Origin of the sequence: Micromonospora sp. FIMYZ51 (assembly GCF_038246755.1) — a bacterium.
Taxonomy (GTDB): domain Bacteria; phylum Actinomycetota; class Actinomycetes; order Mycobacteriales; family Micromonosporaceae; genus Micromonospora.
Genome location: NZ_CP134706.1, coordinates 3,626,064 through 3,643,392, shown reverse-complemented (window position 1 = coordinate 3,643,392; position 17,329 = coordinate 3,626,064). Strand labels below are relative to the sequence as shown.

At 69.9% G+C, this 17,329-nt stretch carries 15 protein-coding genes; 10 read left to right on the top strand and 5 right to left on the bottom strand.

Annotated features, from left to right (window positions below; all coding sequences use genetic code 11):
- The first annotated feature begins 230 nt into the window (after window positions 1–230).
- The 9 genes from QQG74_RS16530 to QQG74_RS16490 all read left to right on the top strand — a co-directional run bounded on the left by QQG74_RS16530 (window position 231) and on the right by QQG74_RS16490 (window position 8,674).
- A complete protein-coding gene (locus QQG74_RS16530) occupies window positions 231–992 on the top strand; it encodes a TnsA-like heteromeric transposase endonuclease subunit (protein ID WP_341715665.1) in 762 nt (253 codons plus the stop codon).
- Entirely contained in the window at window positions 989–3,052 is a 2,064-nt protein-coding gene (locus tag QQG74_RS16525; protein WP_341715664.1) for a Mu transposase C-terminal domain-containing protein, read from the top strand. Before QQG74_RS16530 ends, QQG74_RS16525 begins: the two co-directional genes overlap by 4 nt.
- Window positions 3,043–4,065: an ATP-binding protein gene (locus tag QQG74_RS16520; RefSeq protein ID WP_341715663.1), complete on the top strand. Its 1,023-nt coding sequence runs from the start codon at window positions 3,043–3,045 to the stop codon at window positions 4,063–4,065. The genes QQG74_RS16525 and QQG74_RS16520 overlap by 10 nt, the downstream gene beginning before the upstream one ends.
- Window positions 4,062–5,228 (top strand): TniQ family protein, encoded by a 1,167-nt coding sequence (locus tag QQG74_RS16515; protein WP_341715662.1) that lies wholly within the window; start codon window positions 4,062–4,064, stop codon window positions 5,226–5,228. The genes QQG74_RS16520 and QQG74_RS16515 overlap by 4 nt, the downstream gene beginning before the upstream one ends.
- Window positions 5,225–5,635 (top strand): NUDIX domain-containing protein, encoded by a 411-nt coding sequence (locus QQG74_RS16510; RefSeq protein WP_341715661.1) that lies wholly within the window; start codon window positions 5,225–5,227, stop codon window positions 5,633–5,635. The genes QQG74_RS16515 and QQG74_RS16510 overlap by 4 nt, the downstream gene beginning before the upstream one ends.
- A gap of 309 nt (window positions 5,636–5,944) precedes the next feature.
- Window positions 5,945–6,400: a DUF1801 domain-containing protein gene (locus QQG74_RS16505; RefSeq protein ID WP_341715660.1), complete on the top strand. Its 456-nt coding sequence runs from the start codon at window positions 5,945–5,947 to the stop codon at window positions 6,398–6,400.
- Window positions 6,401–6,676: 276 nt separating this feature from the next.
- Window positions 6,677–7,240 (top strand): DUF1062 domain-containing protein, encoded by a 564-nt coding sequence (locus tag QQG74_RS16500; RefSeq protein WP_341715659.1) that lies wholly within the window; start codon window positions 6,677–6,679, stop codon window positions 7,238–7,240.
- A 141-nt stretch (window positions 7,241–7,381) separates the two neighbouring features.
- Window positions 7,382–7,852, top strand: coding sequence for a pyridoxamine 5'-phosphate oxidase family protein (locus QQG74_RS16495; protein WP_341715658.1), 471 nt, complete (start codon window positions 7,382–7,384; stop codon window positions 7,850–7,852).
- 84 nt (window positions 7,853–7,936) lie between these two features.
- The gene (locus tag QQG74_RS16490; RefSeq protein ID WP_341715657.1) at window positions 7,937–8,674 is read left to right on the top strand and encodes a VOC family protein; all 738 of its coding nucleotides are present in this window, start codon (window positions 7,937–7,939) and stop codon (window positions 8,672–8,674) included.
- 58 nt (window positions 8,675–8,732) lie between these two features.
- Here the strand turns inward: QQG74_RS16490 and QQG74_RS16485 are convergent, their stop codons facing one another.
- From QQG74_RS16485 to QQG74_RS16470, 4 genes are all read right to left on the bottom strand, one after another.
- Window positions 8,733–9,542, bottom strand: coding sequence for a methyltransferase domain-containing protein (locus tag QQG74_RS16485; RefSeq protein ID WP_341715656.1), 810 nt, complete (start codon window positions 9,540–9,542; stop codon window positions 8,733–8,735).
- Window positions 9,543–9,598: 56 nt separating this feature from the next.
- Window positions 9,599–12,526, bottom strand: a complete 2,928-nt coding sequence (locus QQG74_RS16480) for a BTAD domain-containing putative transcriptional regulator (RefSeq protein WP_341715655.1) — start codon at window positions 12,524–12,526, stop codon at window positions 9,599–9,601.
- Between the two features lie 343 nt (window positions 12,527–12,869).
- Window positions 12,870–13,703 (bottom strand): nitroreductase/quinone reductase family protein, encoded by an 834-nt coding sequence (locus tag QQG74_RS16475; RefSeq protein ID WP_341715654.1) that lies wholly within the window; start codon window positions 13,701–13,703, stop codon window positions 12,870–12,872.
- Between the two features lie 278 nt (window positions 13,704–13,981).
- Complete coding sequence (locus tag QQG74_RS16470; protein ID WP_341715653.1) at window positions 13,982–14,452, bottom strand: DUF1992 domain-containing protein; 471 nt, start codon at window positions 14,450–14,452, stop codon at window positions 13,982–13,984.
- A gap of 123 nt (window positions 14,453–14,575) precedes the next feature.
- Here QQG74_RS16470 and QQG74_RS16465 point away from each other — a divergent pair, with 123 nt between their 5' ends.
- Entirely contained in the window at window positions 14,576–15,226 is a 651-nt protein-coding gene (locus QQG74_RS16465) for a LysE family translocator (RefSeq protein ID WP_341715652.1), read from the top strand.
- A 25-nt stretch (window positions 15,227–15,251) separates the two neighbouring features.
- Here QQG74_RS16465 and QQG74_RS16460 read toward each other — a convergent pair whose 3' ends face one another.
- Window positions 15,252–17,267 (bottom strand): beta-galactosidase, encoded by a 2,016-nt coding sequence (locus tag QQG74_RS16460; RefSeq protein WP_341715651.1) that lies wholly within the window; start codon window positions 17,265–17,267, stop codon window positions 15,252–15,254.
- Window positions 17,268–17,329: the final 62 nt, after the last annotated feature.

Genomic DNA, 17,329 nt, shown 5'->3' with positions numbered 1-17,329 from the left:
GTAAACCCTTACGCACCTTAACTGTCATTATGATGCATCACCTATATGCCCGCTTTGTGCGGAGAATTTACTGCATTGCTATAACCGGTAATCCATTAATCGGCCGAAGCTCACCCGGGAGGTTGTCGTCTGCCAGTTGATGTGAGGCACTGCCAGCGTGTCTGAGGCATCTCGCGGTTTCTGCCATTTAAGTTGAGGCATATCTTGATGGACTGCTTCAGCGAGAGCGGGTGGCGGTGCACGCTGCGAGGGCGTCGGCTCCGGCGCGGCCGGGCGATGAGTTCGAGCTGGTCTACATCGACTCGGCTGGCGTTCGTCAGCGTGGGCCTCTGTCGTTGTGCTGGAGTGTTCCGTTCGAGCGTGCCGGTGCGGTACGCCAGTTCACGTCCCGCCGAGGTCAGCGCAGCTTTTCCGGGTTGTGGTTCTTCGCCACCAGCGGTGAGCACGTCGGGTACGAATCTTGGCTGGAGCGTGACCGGCTGATGCTGCTGGACGCTGACCCGGATGTCCTCACGGTTTCGTCGCAGCCGTTCTGGTTGTGCTGGCAGGACAAGGACGAACGGCCAGTACGGCATGCGCCGGACTACTTCGTCCGGCGGCGCGACGGAACCGCGGTGGTGATCGACGTCCGCGCCGACGACCGGATCGGACCCAAGGATGCGGCGAAGTTCGCGGCCACAGCGCGGGCCTGTGAGGCTGTCGGCTGGGGGTTTGAGCGGGTGGGCGCGCTGGATGCCGTGTTCGCGGCGAATCTGCGCTGGTTGTCGGGCTACCGGCACCGGCGGTATCACCAGCGGGTCCACGCTGATCAGTTACGGCGGGTGTTCGCACGACCGGTCCCTTTGATGGAGGGCGCGAGCGCGGTCGGTGATCCGCTAGGAGTGCTGCCGGTGCTGTTCCACATGTTGTGGTTGCGGGAGTTGCAGGCGGATCTGCGGTCGGCGGCGTTGAGCGAGACGTCGCTGGTGCGGGTGGCGGGAGGGCTTCGATGACGGTGTCGCGGCCGCCGGTACTGCGTATCGGTGACGAGGTTCGGCTCCGCGGGCAGGTGCACGTGGTGGACGGCCTGGCCGAGGGCCAGGTCCGGTTGCTCGACGTCGCCGGTGGCGCGGTGGTGGTGCCGCTGAGCCGGTTACTCACCGATCCGACGTTCAGGATCGTTTCCGCGGTGCCTCCGGCGCCGCTGCCGCCGGCCGGCCTGCTGGATGGTCTGCCGGACGAGGCTGTCGAACAGGCTCGCTGGTGGGAGCGGCACATCGTGGAGGTGCTCACGGGGCGGCCACCGGGCGCGGAGAAAGGTGCCCGGGGCCGGCCGGAGTTCGATCCGGAGACCCACACGCTGCGGCAACGGGAGTTGGCCAAGGTCGCGGAGCTGGCCGGGCAGGGTGAACAGGTCAGTTTCAAGACGTTGCAGCGGTTGCGGCGTGGCTACGAGCGTGAGGGTTTGTGGGCTCTGGTGGACCGTCGGTTCGCGCGGCTGTCGTCGCCGACCGGCCGGGCCGATGAGCGGGTGATCGCGGCGATGGTGACCGCGATCGAGGAACAGACGCATCAGTCCACGGGCACGGCCACGCGGGTGCGGCGCCGTTCGCAGCAGATTCTCGCCGCTGAGTACGGGCCGGATGCGCCGCCGATGCCGCCGGAGCGGACGTTCTACCGACTGTTCGCGTCGCTGTCGGCCGGCAGGCACACCATCGGGTCGGCCCGGACCCGCCAGTCGGTGGCCAAGCGGCCGGACCGACCGTTCGGGACGGTGACCGCGTTCCGGCCGGGCGAGTGGACGCAGATCGACTCCACGCCGTTGAACGTCCGGGTGGTGCTGGACACGGGTGAGACCGACCGGGTGGAACTGACCTGGATGATTGATCTGGCGACGCGGACGATCCCGGCGGCGGTTCTGCGTCCTACGACGAAGGCCGCCGACGCGGCGGTGCTGTTGGCGAAGGCGATGACGCCGGAGCCGATGCGGCCCGGCTGGGTCGACGCGTTGCGGATGTCGAGGTCGGTGTTGCCGCATCGCCGGCTGACCGAGCTGGACGAACGCCTTGAGCACGCCGCGGCCCGGCCGGTGATCGTTCCGGAGACGATCGTATGTGATCACGGGAAGGCCTACATCTCACGGACGTTCCAAAACGCCTGCCGGGCGATGGGGATCAACTTCCAGCCCGCCCACAAGGGATCGCCCTGGGAGAAGGGCAACGTCGAGCGCAGTTTCGACTCGGTGGACACGCTGTTCGCGCAGTACGTCGCCGGCTACGTCGGCTCCAGTGTCGAGCATCGGGGCCGGCATGCCGAGCGGGACGCGGTCTGGTCGATGGCCGAGTTGCAGGCGCTGCTCGATGAGTGGATCGTCGCGGTCTGGCAGAACCGGCCGCACGCCGGCTTGCGGGATCCGGTCACCCCGGACAAGGCGCTGACGCCGAATGAGCAGTACGCGGCGCTGATCGAAATCAGCGGATACGCCGCGGTCCCGCTGGCCGGCGACGACTACATCGAGTTGCTGCCGGTGTCCTGGAACGCGATCGGCAAGGAAGGCGTCAAGCTGCGGCGGCGCACCTACGACGACAAGGCGCTGGTGCCGCTGCGTGGGCAGCCGTCCGGGGTGGCGTCGAAGAAGAACCTGTGGGAAGTCCGCTACGACCCCTACGACATCAGCCGGGTCTGGGTGCGCAACCACTGGGATGGCGGTTGGATCCTGGTTCCGTGGAAGCATCTGCGCAGCACACCGGCCCCGTTTGGGGAACTGGCCTGGCAGCACGCTCGCCGGATCCTCGCCGAGCGTGGTCAGGACGCCGCCACCGAGGCCGAGATCGCCCAAGCCGCTGCGGCTCTGCTGGACACTGCCGAGCAAGGACCGGCTGAGAAGACCACGAAGAAGGATCGCAAGGTCGCCGGCCGCACCCGGGCCACCGCCGCGACTGCCCTGCCGTGTCCCGCGCCGGTCGCACCCGACACCGATGCCGACGACGAGCCGGAGCCAGACGAGGACCTGGCGCCGGTGATCCCGCTGCCGGTGTTCGATGCACGGGAGGAGGCCAAGCGGTGGTGGTAAACGGCGAGCCGGACAGTGAGCCGGGGCTGGGAGACCGCCGCGATCCGCCCACTACGTTGCAGGGCTGGCGGCGTTTCGTCGACGCCGAACCGGCCTCGTTCGAGTTGCTACCCGAAGTTCAATGGGCAGCGCTGAACCCGGCCGAGCGGATTGCCTACGACGAGGCCCGCATCGACTACCACTCCGAGATGGTGATCGTCGCGACCTCCATCGTCCGGCAGGTCACCCAGCAGGGCCGCCTGTTGACCATGCTGAACCGGCGCGAGTCCAGCGCCCGGCGCGGCCTGATCGTCTCTGGCGCCTGGACCACCGGCAAGAGCACCGCGCTCAAGCAACTCGGCCGCACGCACGAGTTGATGGTTCGGCAGCGGTTCCCCGGCCAGGACCGCATCCCGGTCGTCTATGTCACCACCCCGCCGAAGGGATCGCCGCGCAAGCTGGCTGCGGAGTTCGCCCGGTTCCTCGGCCTGCCGCCGGTCAAACCCCGGTTCAACACCACCGACATCGCCGACGCGGTCTGCCAAGTCCTCATCGAGGCCCGATGCGACCTGGTGCTGGTCGATGAGATCCACAACCTCAACCTCGCCACCGCGGCCGGTGAGGACATGTCCGACCACCTCAAATACTTCACCGAGCACCTGCCGGCCACGTTCGTCTACGCCGGTATCAACGTCGAACGCAACGGCCTGTTCACCGGCGTCCGCGGCAAGCAGATCGCCGGCCGCTGCGTGCTCATCAAGACCGCCGCGTTTCCCTACCGAACCGAATGGAAGAGCCTGATCGCGACGCTGGAAGGCGCGTTGCGGCTGCACCGACACGAACCAGGCACGCTCACGCGCCTCGACCGCTACCTGCACAAACGCACCGGCGGCATGATTGGCAGCCTGTCACACCTGGTCCGGGCCGCCGCGCTTACCGCAATCGACACCGGCGCGGAGGCGATCACCCGGGAACTACTGGACGGCACCCCGGTCGACTACGCCGCCGAGTCCGACAGCCAGGGCGCCGCATGACGACCACTGCACTGCGACTGCCGCCGTTGCGGCGCCTGCCCCGCGCCTTGCCGCCGCTGCTGAACGAAACCGTCCGCTCCTACGTCTCGCGCCTCGCTGCGGCCAACGCCTTGACCGGCCTGGAGCTCCAGGTTCACCTGACCGGCAGCGTCAAGAAAGAGACGGTCACCGCCGACCAACTCGCCATGCTTACCGGATATCCGGCCCGCACGTTGCGCTACGCCATGCTCGAGCTCTGCACGCCTGCCGACCTCGCGAGGATGCAGATCGCGGGCCGGCCCCGGCCTGGTCCCACCGACTGGGGTTGGCGCTGGCCGCACAACCGGATCCGGTTCGCCTGCGATCACTGCACGACCCGGCGCGGTCCCGCGCGGCCCCAGGTCTGGACAACCCACGAAGATGTCGTCTGCCTGCGGCACCGGCGCTGGCTCGGCACTCTCCAGCAGGAGGATCAGCCCGACCTTGCTCACCTGCCGGACATCCTCGCCGCCAACCGCCGGCATCGGCGCCTCATCCAGCTTCACCGACGAGAACCGGTCCGCTCTGCTGTGATGGCGGCGGCACCAATCTGCCGGGGGTGGAGCGACCGCTCCGGGGGAGGGCAGCCATCGCACGAACGCCTGCTCGTCTTCCAGAACCAAGGCGATGAAACTCGCTTTATCGACAACGCGGCCGTTGACGCCGCCAGTTACCCCGAGATCGTCGCGCTGGCAAGACTGTTCGCCTCACCCTACTGGCGCCACCAGGCGATGACCGACAACCTCAACCCTGAACCGATCGCCGATGCCGTCGTGAGCGCGATCTTCGAAGAGATCCGCACCGGACGACGGCACCACCTCAACATCCCCGAGGACATCCGCGAAGCCATCGCCGGCGTCTTGCGCCCGGGCCCGGCACTCGTACGTTTCACCAGCGAGATCCAGCGCACCGTCAACCCGCACTACGAGTGGCACGCCTGGCCGCACTACAACAAGTTCCCGCCCATCACCCAATGGATCATGGACCAGATCGAAGCGGCCCGGGACCCTGACAACCACCAACTTCGGCGCAGGCAGGCACCGCCCGAGCACTTCGAACCCACCGCTGACGTCCCACAGCCGAGACGAGCAACCGTCGTTCGACACGTCAACCCCACCGGCGCTACCTCTGGAGCGAAATCGTGACCATCATCGACAAGATCGCTTGGATCCACATCCAGAACGGAGCGATTCTCAGCACTCGGTCCGCCGGCAAGGACGCCTACTACATCCCGGGCGGCAAACGGGAAGAAGGCGAGAGCGACATCGAAACCCTGGTCCGCGAAATCCACGAGGAACTCAGCGTCACCATCGTGACCGACACCGCCGAGCCCGCCGGAACCTTCCACGCGCAAGCACACGGCCATCCTGACGGAACCGTGGTCCGCATGACCTGCTACACGGCCGAGTACCAAGGCGAACTCCAGCCGGACAGCGAGATCGAAGAGATCGTCTGGCTTACCTACGCCGACCGGGACCGAGTGTCCCCAGTCGACCAGATCATCTTCGACCAGCTACACCGAACGGCCCAACTTCGGGGAGGGCCTCGATGACCGCCACCAGTACCTCCCGCCAGAACGCACCAGAGAGAGCGCTACACGCCGGAACACGGACACACTGCACCGCAGTTCGCCTCAACTTCGCTGGCAGGCTCGGCGCCCGTCCGCTGCCAGCGAAGTCGAGGCACCCCAGCTCAGGAGCGTGATCATGCCTCAACAACTTTGGCAGACGACACGGGAGGTGCTGCTGAATTCCTGACCGGCCTGGACACCGCATCGCACCCGTCAGGAATCAAGAAGTGGCAAGTCCCGCAGCACGGCTAGCCTCAGTTGCACACCGTCACACCGCAGGAGAGTGGCCGCATGAGCGACAAACCCGGCAGGTCGAACACCGATGGCTTCTCCGCCCAGGAGCGTGCCGCCATGAAGCAGCGTGCCGCGGAGTTACGGGAGGAGGCGAACCGCGGCGGTCGTGGCAAGAAAGCAGCCGTCGAGGAACTCGACGTGCTGTCGAAGATCGCGGAGATGGATCCGGCGGACCGGGTGGTGGCCGAACGAATCCACGCAATCGTCACCACGACCGCTCCGGAGCTGTCCCCGAAGCTGTGGTACGGACAGCCGGCCTACGCGCGGAAGGGAAAGGTGGTGTGCTTCTTCCGCAGCGGGCAGGTCGACAAGGAGCGTTACTCGACCTTCGGGTTCACCACCGAAGCCAACCTCGACGACGGTGGCCTTTGGCCCACCTCCTACGCGGTGACCGCGCTGAGCGACAACACCGAGCAGGAGCTCACCGCCCTCGTCAAAAGGGCAGTGAGCTGAACCCTCAGCAGGACGAGTGGGGCGGCACACCCCGACGCCGGCCGGAAAACCGGTTGAGCCGTACTTCCGCGTACCCATAGATTGCCGGCGCCCATCGTCGTGAGGACAGAGGACAAAACCGCGTGACCCCGCCCGCTCTCTAGACCTGACACCTTCACCCACCTGTAGCCGACGCTCCCGTCGGTTCCGCCGGGCTGCCCGCGCACGCCCGGTCATACAGCGTTCGAGGCCGCGCTGATCGGCCTCAGTCAGGTCTAGAGATCAGGTCTAGAAACCATGTCTTCACCACCTCATCCCGTGCTGCCCTGGGTCGTTCGTCGGACCAGGCTGCCGCTGCTGTCGATGCGCTGCGTCGACTGCCGGGCGGAGTCGGCCACCACCGGCAAGGGCAGGTTCCGCGTCAATGCCAACGGCAAGCTGCTGGACGTGTGGCTACTGGTCCGCTGCGTATCCTGCGATCGGACGAGCAAGCTCACCGTGCACGAGCGGACGCCGGTCAGCTCCTTCGATCCGGCCGAACTCGACGGCTACCGCGTCAACGATCCGCAACTGGTGGCGTCCACGCTGCTGGACCCGCTGCTCGCCCGGCGCCACCGCTTCGTCCTCGACTGGACGGGCGCCTGGCGGCTGGACATCCCGTCGCCCTGGCGGGACGAAACCTGGCCGGTCCAGCTGGAGGTCGTCTTCGCCGACCCGGTGCCGGTGCGCCCGGACCGACTCATCGCGCAGGGGCTCGGCCTGAGCAGGAACGAGGCACTGCGCCGGGTCAAGTGCGGCATTGCGCTGCGCCGTACGACGAGCGCCGGATTCACCTTCACGGTGCTGAGCCGGGACAGCTAGCGAAGTGGCAGCCGGGCGGGCCACTGCGACCCGCCCGGCTGCTTTCTTCGGCACGCCGATGGGTACCTCGACGACCGGCATGCTCGGCACCGGCAGGAAGACACTTGACCTCAACCCCACTCCAACCGAGACGATCGCGGCATGGACATGGAAGTGGTCTGGCTTGCCGAACTGCAGGACATCTCCTTCAGCCGGGCCGGTGTCGCCACGGCGTCGTCGTTCCCGGCGGAGAATCGGATGACAAGTGCCCAGCTGGCCCGACTGCTCCACCCGGGGGCGTACGGCGTACTGGCCACCACGAGGGCTGACGGCCGTCCGCACGCCACGCCGGCCAGCTTGGTCCTGCACGAACGGGCCGTGTGGTTACCCACGGTGGCTGGCGCGGTCCGCCTGGCCAACCTCGCCGCACACCCGTACGCGTCGCTTGTCGTCATGCAGGGCGACGGCCCGAATCACGCGATGGTGATGATGGAAGGAGCCGTCGAGGTCGTGGCTGCCTCGGCGGACGACGTGACGGCCGCCGCGAACCGGTACGGCCGGGAACTGACCTGGGCTACGGCGTGGATTCGGCTGACGCCCCAGAAGATTCTCAGTTACGCCGCCAGCGGCTGACGATTGCGCTGCCCGGTCGAGGTCGTGGCCCAACGTCCCACCCTCCGGCCTGCGGCCCCGCGCCAACCCGTACGGTTGCATGGCATGGCACTCCGTCTGGTTCAGGTCAACTTCAAGGCCCGTGACGACTCGGCCCTCGGCCAGTTCTGGGCGGAGGCGCTCGGCTGGGGTGTCTCCATCGAGGAACCCGGTGTGACAAACGTCGAACCCGTGGGTTTCACCTGGCCGGACCCGGCCGCCGTCTGCATCGACGTGGTCACCGTCCCGGACCCCGAAACCGTCAAGTACGGCGTACACCTGGATCTCGCCACCACCTCCGCGGCCCATCAGGCGGAATTGGTCGCGCATCTGAAGAAACTCGGTGCGACGCCTGCCGACGTGGGCCAGGGCGACGTCCCGTGGACGGTGCTGGCCGACCCGGAGGGCAACGTGTTCTGCGTGCTGGAGCCTCGGGAAATCTACCGGGACACCGGGCCGATCGCCGCCGTGGTGGTCGACTGCGCGGATCCGCGGGCCATGGCCCGGTTCTGGGACGGGGCGATGGACTGGACCCTGCACGAGGTGACCGATGACCATGCGGTGCTGCGGTCGGCCAAGGGCGTCGGACCGTATCTGGAATTCCTCCGCACGTCCGGCGTGAAGACGGTGTGGAACCGGGTCCACCTCGACCTGAAGCCGTACCCCGACGACGATCAGGCGGCGGAGGTCGCCCGGCTGGAGGCGCTCGGAGCCACAAGCATCGACGTCGGCCAGGGCGATGTGTCGTGGCGGTGTCTCGCCGATCCGGAGGGCAACGAGTTTTGCGTCCTCTCCCCGGGCTGACGCTCTTGCCGGGCCGACGCTCTTGCCGGGGCGACGCGCGACACCGAGCGTCAGCGGGTCATCGGCGCTGACCGAGCCGCAGGACCGTCAGATAGCGGCGGGCGGCCCGATCCTCCAGGTGGGAGCGGATGCGCTCGGCGATGGCATCGAGCAACGGCTCGCGTACGGCGTGGTCGAGCCTGCGGTACGGCGACAGCGAGCGCAGCAGGTCGGCGAAACCATCGCCGGTGAACCACTGCACGGTCGGGTACCACCGGACGACCGGCGGGCCGAACAGGGCACCGGGATCCTCGACCGAGCCCCAACCAGTGTCCGTGGCGCATACCTCCTCCGCCAGCGGCGGATGACCCCAGTCGGGATTTCCGGGCGAGAACCGTTCGTGCAGATCGGCGGTCTCGGCGTACACCTCCGGCTCGCCGGGCCGGCGGACCACGACGTGGCCGAGCAACGCCAGCCAGCCTCCGGGGCGCAACACCCGGTGCGCGCGTCGCCACCCGATCGACGGATCGACCCAGTGCCACGCCGACGCGGCCACCAGGACGTCGAAGCGTCGTCCGCGATCGTCCCACCGCTCGAACGTGGACTCCTCGACGCGTACGTCGCGGTGACCGGCGAGCCGTTGCCGGGCGAGCGCGGCCATCGCCGCGCCCGGCTCGACGGCGGTCACCGGATAGCCGAGCGCCGCAAGTGAACCGGTCGCCTGGCCGGTGCCGCAGCCCACCTCCAGCACCGACGACCGCTCGTCCAGGCCGGTGATCGCGGCCAGGTCCGCGAACAACTCGTCGGGATATCCGGGCCGGACCCGGTCGTAGAGCTGCGGTACCTCGTTGAACACCTGGCCGAGGTCACCGCGATCCGACGCCGCCATCACACCATTCTGCCGGAACCGCAACCGAGCGGGACCGGCCCCGTTGCCGGTCTCGCTCATTCACTGGTAGCGCCGGGAGCTGTCCGGTCAGCAGCCGCCGGACCGCTTCGACTCGCGCTCCAGCGGACAGCCGTGATCCGGCCCCGAGTCCTCCCGTCGACAGTGCCGTTCGAGACGGCGCGCGGGCGGACGACCGTCGCCTGGGTGGCGGCGAGCTTCTTCCGGAGCTGTTCGGCCTCCGGGTGCGCTATCTCCGTGAGAATTTGCAGGGCACGCCGCCAGCAGCGGGTGGCGGCCGGGTGGTCGCCGAGGGCCTGACGGGTGTCGCCGAGATGCTGTAACGCCTCGGCCTCGTTGTAGCGGTGGCCGAGTTCGCGGTTGAGTTTCAACGACCGGCCATAACAGCGGGCCGCCCACTCGTAGTGGCCGAGATGGTGGTGGGCGTAGCCGAGCGTGTCCCAACTGTTCGCCTCGCCGGTCAGGTCACCGAGCCGGCGTTGCAGAGCGACGGCCTGCTGGCAGTAGCGGACCGCCTCGTGATGCGCGCCGAGCATGGCGTGGTCCCAGCCCAGCGCGTTGAGTGCCCGAGCCTCCCCCGCCTGGTGCCCGTTGTCGCGGAAGAGCCGCAGCGCCTGCTGGTCGTGGTGCAGCGCGACCGCCTGGTCGCCCTCCTTCTCACTCAGCCAGCCCAGCGTCAGCAGGGTATGCGCCTGGCCGACCCGGTCGGCGAGTTCGTCCAGCAGCGCCAGGGCACGTTCCAGGTGAGCGCGGGCCACCTCGAACCGCCCGGTTTCGGAGTAGGCGGGGACGATGTCCCGATGTGCCTGCGCCTGCGCCGCCCGGTCACCGTCGCGCTCGGCGGCGGTCAACGCGCGCCCCTGGACGGCGATCAGGTCCGCCCAGTAGCCGCGCCGGCTGAGGAAGGTGGTCGACGCCCACGCCAACTGGCGGACGTGCCGGTCGAAGCCGTGCCGGGCGGCCAGCTCGACCACCCGCAGCAGTACGGCCGTTTCCTCGGTGAACCAGGCCAACGCCTGCGCGTTGTCCGCCGGTGCCTCCGGCCGTACCCCCGCCTCGGCCGGCGGCAGCACGAGCCGGTCCCGCAGCGGCGACAGCCGGGCGTCGGCCGCACAGGCGCTGTGCAGGTAGTGGTCCAGCATCCGGTGCACCGCGGCGCGGTGCGCATCCGCAGGTTCCGACTCGACCAACTCCGCCGCGTACGCCCGCAACAGGTCGTGGCAGGTGTATCTGCCCGGGATCCGCTCCACAAGCAACTGCACCCGGCTCAACTCGCCGAGGACGGGACGCACCTGCCGTTGCGGCAGGGCGGCGAGGCTGGCGGCGGCCGGCACCGAGATGTCCGGCCCGGGATGGAGCCCGAGCAGGCGGAACAGCCGCGCCGCCGGCTCGCCGAGTGCCCGGTAGGACCAGGAGAACACCGAGCGCAGGTCGGTGGCGGGGTCGCCGCTGCCGGCGAAGCCGTCGAGGCTGCCCTGTAGGTCGCCCAGTTCGCGGTCCAGCGCGGCGAGCGGGAATCCGGGTTGGGCGGCCGCGCGGGCGGCCACGATCGCCAGGGCCAGCGGCAGCCCGGAACAGCGTTCGACGATCCCCTGCACCGGCGTCGGCTCGGCTTCGATCCGGTGGTCGTTGAGCCGGCTCGCCAGCAACTCGCGGGCCTCGGCGGCGGTGAGCAGGTCGAGTGTGACCGGGCGGGCGCCCTCGGCCGCCACCAGGCCGGAGAGTTGCTGGCGGCTGGTCACCACCACGGCGCAGCCGGGGACGCCAGGCAACAGTGGCCGCACCTGCTCGGCGTCGCGCGCATTGTCGAGCACGATCAGCATCCGCCGCCCGGCCAGCAGGCTGCGGTACATGCCGGCCTGCGCGTCCAGGTCCGTCGGTACGGATCCGGGCGGCACCCCGAGGGCGTCGAGGAAGCCGCGTAGCGCCACCGCGGGTGGCAACGCCGCCGCGGCGGGCTCGAAGCCGCGCAGGTTGACGTAGAGCTGCCCGTCGGGGAACCGGTCCAGGTTGTCGTGCGCCCACCGCAACGCCAACCAGGTCTTGCCGATCCCACCCATCCCGCCGACCGCCGAGATGGTGCCGCCGCCCGTGTCGACCTGCCGGTCGACAGCCTCGGTGAGAGCCGCCAACTCGCGGGCGCGGCCGGTGAAGTTCGCCGGTGGCGGCGGCAGCAGTCGGGGCGTACGGGCGCTGCCGGGTCCGCTGGCCGCTACCGCCGAGGCGGCGAAGCCGGGATCGCCGTGCAGGATCCGCAGGTACAGCTCCTGTAGGTCACGGCCCGGGTCGACGCCCAACACGTCGGCCAGCTGGTGCCGGATCCGCTGATATTGCTCAAGGGCCTCGGCTTGGCGGCCCGAACGGGACAGCGCCAGCATGAGCTGGCCGGCGAGCCGCTCGTCCAACGGCTGTTCGGCCACCGCGCGGGACAGTTCGGCAAGCAGCGTGGAATGCTGCCCGCGACGCAGCGCGATATCGGTCCGGTCCCGCTCGGCAGCCAGACGCGCCTGATGCAGGGCGGTCCGCATGGTGTTGAACCAGGGGGTGTCCAGGCCCGTGAACGGCTCCCCGCGCCACAGGCCGAGCGCCTCGTCGAACTGCCGCAGCGCCTGGTCGTCGTCGGCGGTGAGCCGGGCCCGGGCGACAAGCGCCTGGAACCGGTGCAGGTCCACCGCCATGGCGTCGACGTTCAGCAGGTAACCGCCCTGCTGTCGGGCGATGCCGACATCGTCGGCGACGCTGAGCGCCCGCCGCAGCCGGGACAGGTAGCTGTAGAGCGTGCCGTGGGCCCGCTGCGGTGGCCGGTCCAGCCACACCCGGTCGAGTAGCCGATCGACATGGACGGCCTTGTTCGCCTCGACCAGCAGCACCGCCAGCACACAGCGCTGGCGAACATGGCCGAGATCGATGGCATTGCCGTCGGCCTCTGCCTCGACATTACCCAGCAGCCTGAACTGCACCACCATCGGTCCTCGCTGTCCACCCCGCCAGCCACCAGCGGACTCAAGCTTTCCACAAGGAACACCCAAGGGTTGTCCGCTAACGGTCCGCACGGTACGGATCGGCGGGCGGGCGCAATCGGAATCGGCCGCATCCTGGCGCCCGTTACCCGGGCCTGAACTGCGAATTCAAGGTTTCCGCAAGATTTTCGAATGGCTCGCCGCAGAAGCTGATTTCATTGCGGGGACGCGGGCACCTGATCGTGGGTCGGCGAAAACGCGCTTACCAGCGGGCCGGCTCAATTCAGGAAATCAAACGGGGGGCCGGCGGACGGGCGACACAACAGCGCCCGACCGCCGGCAGTTGCCGTCAGCCGACGCCGTCGAGGACCGGGATCAGCTGCTCCTCCTCGTACGCCAGGTGCGCCTCCAGGTCGGCGACGAGCCGGGCGACCTGGGCACTGACCTGGTCCCGGTCGGCGTTTTCGGCGTTGACCGTCTGCTGGAGCTGCGCCACCAGTTCGGCGACCCGCCGATGCTCCCCCCGCAGTCGGTCCAGCACCGGCGCCAGGTCCGGGCGCTGCGCGCCGATGCCGGCGAACATGCCCGCGTCCTCGTTGCGGTGATGCGCCTCCAGGCCGCCGCACACCGTCAGGCAGTTCACCCGAAGCTGGGTGCCGAGGCCGGTGCCGGCGCGGTCCACTTCGGCCCGGATCAGGGCCAGCTCCCGGCGGAAGGCGTCGTGGATCATTTTCAGTGCCGCGCCCCACGAGGACGCCTCGGGTGGGCCGCCGGCCTGCTCGTAGAGGGCCACCACCGGGATGACCCGGGATGTCTTCGCCTGGTAGTCGGCCCAGCCGGGGTCGGCCTCCACCGCGCGGGCGAAGATCCGGTCGCGCTCGGCGCCGGTGAGCACCTCGGCGCGGGCCGGGTAGGTGAAGGTCCCATCCTCGACGGTGACCTGCGGGTCGGCGACCAGGTTGCGGTACCACTGCGGGTGCCGGTCCGCGCCGGCGGCGGAGGCGATCACCAGGATCCGCTGGCCGCCGTCGGGCAGGTACCCGAGCGGGGTGGTGTGCCTGGTGCCGGTACGCGCCCCGGTGGTGGTGAGCAGAATCAGGCGGGCGCCCTCGAACGGGCCGCCGACCCGGCCGGCGTTGGCCCGGAATTCGTCGATGATCTGTTTGTTGAAGTCGTTCGGCATGCGCTGCTTTCTGCGATGGCAGGAGTCGGCCACGAAGAAGGGCGCCGGTGGCCACGGCGAAGCAGCACGCTGGAGAAGAACAGCGCGCAGGAAAACACCAGCAGAAGAGTGCAGAAAGCGGCGGGCCCCGGGCCCGCGCTCGGCTCACCGGCGGGCCGGGTGTTCCGTCCGCTCGTGGCCAATGGCCGACCCGGCAGTCACCCGATGGAGCCTAGTTGCGCCCAGCCGGGACCACAACGCCCGAGCGGGTGCAGCGGCCCCCGCCGGGAGCAGAACGCTCAGTCGGCGCGACGGCGACGGAAGGGAAGCCACCTCCACCGGGACGCCGATGGCGGCGCGGCGGGTGCCGGCGGCGCGGCGGTGGTGTGGCGCCGGTCGGCCCGCCACCGGGCCACGACGGCGTCGACGTTGACCGGGCGTACCGCGACCCGGGGTCCGGACGGATTGCGCAGCCACGCCATGACCTGGGTGTTCAGCTCGGTCACACAGGCCCGCACGGCCTGCTCGGTCGGCAGGTCACGGACCTCGTCCGACAGGCCCTCGATGCGCCGACGCAACAGCAGCGGGGTGGGCAGCAGCAGGTCCGTCGGCACCTGCTCGCGCTCCAGGAAGCTCTTGATCCACCAGGACTCGTCATAGGGCAGCCCTCGGCCGGGAATCGGCTTGCCGGCGCCGGGCAGGTTGTCGAACTCGCCGCGTTCCTGAGCCGAGCGGATCTGCGCCTCGACCGACGCTTCCCAGCTGTCCACCTCGCCACCTCCCAGGCCCACCGTAACGGCACCGACGCCTACCCGGAGCAGAGCGTCACCGGCACTGCGGGCATTCCCCACCGGCGTAGGCTCGGCGAAGACGCACGGGACGGGGGCAAAAAGATGGTGAGTACGGCGGGGATCGTCGGGATCGCGCTGGTCGCGCTGGGGCTGGTGCTGACGCCGGGGCCGAACATGGTCTACCTGGTGTCGCGGTCGGTGACCCAGGGGCGGCGGGCCGGATTGATCTCGTTGCTCGGGGTCGCAGCGGGCTTCGCGGTCTACCTGGGCGCTGCGGTGGCCGGCATCGCCACCGTGTTCGTGCTGGTGCCGGCGCTGTACACGGCGGTGAAACTGGCCGGGGCGGCGTACCTGCTCCTGCTGGCGTGGCAGGCGATCCGCCCGGGCGGACACTCGCCGTTCACCCCGGCGCCGCTGCCGCCGGACCCGACCCGGCGGCTGTTCACCATGGGCCTGGTCACCAACCTGCTCAACCCGAAGATCGCGATCCTGTACGTGTCGCTGCTGCCGCAGTTCATCGACCCGGCGCGGGGCAACGTGGCGGTGCAGAGCCTGCTGCTGGGGCTGACCCAGATCGCGGTGGCGTTGACGGTGAACGCGTTGATCGTGCTGACCGCCGGTGGGATCGCCGGTTTCCTGAGCCGGCGACCGCTGTGGCTGCGGGTGCAGCGGGTGCTGATGGGCACGGTGCTGGCCGCGCTGGCGGTGCGGATCGCCGCCGACCGGTCCCGCGCCGCCGTCGCCACCGGCTGACGGAGGGTTCGCCGGCCGGCCACGGTCAGCGGGGGTGCTCGCGCAGCACCGCGACGCCGCCGGCCGGTAGGGTCACCGCCTCCTCGACGGTGGTGTCGGTGAGCAACTCCACGCCTTGCGCGGCGATGCGGTGCTGCCGGTCGGTGTGGTTGAACAGGAACAGCCAGCTGTGCCGCCCGGCGCGACGGCGCACCGCCTCCACCCCGTCGGGCGCCTGCGGGCAGACGGGCCGGACACCGGCGGCCCGCGCGGCGCGGGCCAGCAACCGGCGGTACGTGTCGTCGTCGGGTCGGGTCGACAGGTACCACGCGAGGCCAGCGCCGTAGCGGTGCCGGGTGACGGCCGGGCGGCCGTCGAGCACGCCGTCGGCGTACGCGGTGAACACCTCGGCCCCGGCCGGACGCAGCGTCTCGGCCCAGATCCGTCCGGTGCCGCCGTCGGAGAGGGTGACCTGCTCGCCGTCGGCAAGCGGGTGGAACTCCTCCGCCCACACGCCGAGGACGTCGCGCAGCGCGCCCGGATAGCCGCCCAGGCGCACCCGGGCGTGCTCGTCGGCGACCCCGCTGAGGTAGGTGGCCAGCAGGTGCCCGCCGCCGTGGACGTGCTCGCGTACCCATTCGGCGGTGGCGTCGTCGATCAGGTAGAGCGCGGGCAGCACGAGCAGCCGGTACCCGGGCAGGGGGTCGCCGGGGACGACCACGTCGCAGCCGTAGCCGGCGTGCCACAGCCCCCGGTGGGCGGCGGCTGCCTCCCCGTGATGGTCCAGCAGCTCGGACGGCAGGCCGGGGTGGCGCAGCGCCCAGCCGCTGGCGGCGTCGACGACAAGCGCCACGGACGCCTCGACCGGTCCGCGTACCTCGGCCAGTCGTTGCAGCGCCGTGCCGAGTTCGACGGCCTCGCGGAACACCCGGCTGTCCGGGCCGGCGTGGGTCACCAGCGCGGAGTGGAAGCGTTCGGCACCACCGGCCGGGGCCCGCCACTGGAAGAACATCGCGCCGTGCGAGCCCCGCGCGACGTGGGCGAGACTGTGCCGCAGCATCCGGCCCGGCTCCTTGGTGTGCATCCGCCCGGCGGTGTGGATCTGGTTCGGGGCGCTCTCCATCAGCAGCCACGCCGGGGTACCGTCGGCCGCCGGGCTGGGTCTGGCGTGCCGGGCCCAGCCACGGGCCAGGTCGCCGACGAGTGCGGTCTGTTCCTCCGCGCCGATGTCCACCGCCGACGGGTAGTGGTCCACGGCGACCAGGTCCACCTCGGCGGCCCAGCGGGCGTGGTCGACCGGCACCCAGTCGCCGAGCACGTAGTTGGTGGTGACCGGCAGTCGTGGATTCGCCGCACGCAGCAGGTCGCGCTGTTCGGCGTACGCGCCGAGCAGGGTGTCCGACCAGAAGCGGCGGAAGTCCAGCAGCTGGCCGGGATTGGCCAGGTACTGGGTGGCCCGGGGCGTGCTGAGCTGCGCCCAGTCGGTGTAGTGCTGGCTCCAGAAGCTGGTCACCCAGGCGTCGTTGAGCGTGGCCAGGTCGCCGTGGCGGTCGGCCAGCCAGCGGCGGAAGGCGCTCGCGGTGTGCTCGCAGTGGCAGCTGGTGCCGTATTCGTTGTGTACGTGCCAGCCGGCCAGCGCCGGGTGGTGGGCGTACCGGTCGGCGAGGGCGCCGGCGATGCGTCGGGCGGCTTGCCGGTAGGCGGGTGCGACGGCGCAGTAGGTGTCCCGGCTGCCGTGGTGCAGCCGGACCCCGTCGGCGGTGACCGGCAGCGCCTCCGGGTGCGCCAGGGTGAACCAGGGCGGCGGGGACGCCGTGGGGGTGGCCAGCGCGACCCGGATGCCGCCGTCGTGCAGCAGATCGAGCACCTGGTCGAGCCAGTCGAAGTGGTACCGGCCGGGTTGCGGTTCCAGGCGGGACCAGGCGAACACCCCGACGGTGACCAGGTTGACCCGGGCCCGGCGCATCAGCGCGACGTCCTCGGCCCACACCCGGGCCGGCCACTGCTCCGGGTTGTAGTCGCCGCCGTAGCAGAGCGGGCCCTCGGTCCACATGCCACCCATCACCCGTTTCTTTAGTTGAAGGACTGTCCAAACTAGGTACGGGCTTTCCCCATGTCAATGGC